The 1154-nt window shown below is 68.0% G+C and carries 1 protein-coding gene and 1 pseudogene; both read left to right on the forward strand.

The features are described 5' to 3' along the window. Positions 1-26 precede the first annotated feature (26 nt). Positions 27-710, forward strand: coding sequence for a hypothetical protein (locus ACWFR4_RS49085; RefSeq protein WP_453658521.1), 684 nt, complete (start codon positions 27-29; stop codon positions 708-710). A 232-nt stretch (positions 711-942) separates the two neighbouring features. Next, a pseudogene (locus ACWFR4_RS49090) lies at positions 943-1154 on the forward strand (hypothetical protein); the annotation flags it as partial.

The raw sequence follows: 1154 nt of genomic DNA on the forward strand, positions 1-1154 counted from the left end.
CCTAGACCTCCGGAGCGGACGCGTTCATGCTGCTCGTCGCCGACGAGATGGGCCTGGAGCCGCCGCTGCCGGAGCGGTTCGTCGAGGCGCGGAGGGTGTTCAACGAGCAACGGGCCGAGGACCGGCTCCGCCGCAAGGCGGCACGTGAACAGGCCCGACAACATTGGGAGTTGTCGCTGAGTATCTGCCCGGTGAAGGTGACCGTGCACTCGAACCTGCGCCGCGGGCAGATGCGCCGCCTCGAGCATGTGGTGCCCGAGGAAGACGTGTTGTCCGGCAGGAGTCGCCTGCACGTCGCGGGCCGCGCCCTGTGCGAGGACCCGGATCGTGCGATCCCGCGGCACTTGGGCGAAGCTATCGAGGGCGGTGTGGCGACCTGCCGCAATTGCCTCAACACCCTTGCGGTGATTCGTAGTTCGCCTACTCCGGCGCCCGCGACTGCGGCGAAGCGCGCCCTGTTGCAGTTGATCGCCAGCGGCGCCGTCTTCACCCTGCGTCCGGGACACGGGCAGCCGACCATCCGTGACACCACCCAGCGCAGCTCCGGCACGGCCTGGGGGCACCTGGGCCGCAAGGTCGACGCCGCGGTGAACAAGGTCGCCGAGAAGGGGTGGGCGCGGGTCGACGACGAGTACAGCAGGACGCAACTGGGGCACCTCGGCCATGTTTGGCGACTCACCGACTCCGGCATTTCCGCCCTGGAAGGCTGACCATGACCCGCAACGATCGCCCCGCCACCTTGCGCGTGACCGGTGCCGCTCTCTTCCTGACCGCCTGCAACGCTGTACCGCCGGGTCCCGCGGGTGTGGTCAGCGGGCACCAGGTACCAGGCGGAGAGCCCGCAATGAGCCTGCGATATGACGTCGGAGACACGTTCTGCGGACGGTTGCCGCGTGTTGCCGCTTGGCCGATGACGCTACCGGGGCGTGGAGCCCTCGGCCGATGAGAATCGTCCAAGCCACCTTGCCCTTCGATGACTTGACCGAGATCCCCACAGCCTCGGATTGGTGCCAGCGTTGGCGTAACCGACGGCACTCCTGGCGCCACCTCAGTGAGGGTGGGTTTGATGCACGCCGGTACGCGGTCGAGATGCTGCCCGAGAAGGCGGCGAAGAACTTCGTGGTCGGGCACCACTACTCCGGGACCTTCCCGTC

This window comes from Streptomyces sp. NPDC055140, from assembly GCF_053607285.1.

Bases quoted from the DNA above. Each gene is read 5' to 3' on its own strand.
- ACWFR4_RS49085 (WP_453658521.1), top strand. From the start codon at position 27: ATGCTGCTCGTCGCCGACGAGATGGGCCTGGAGCCGCCGCTGCCGGAG.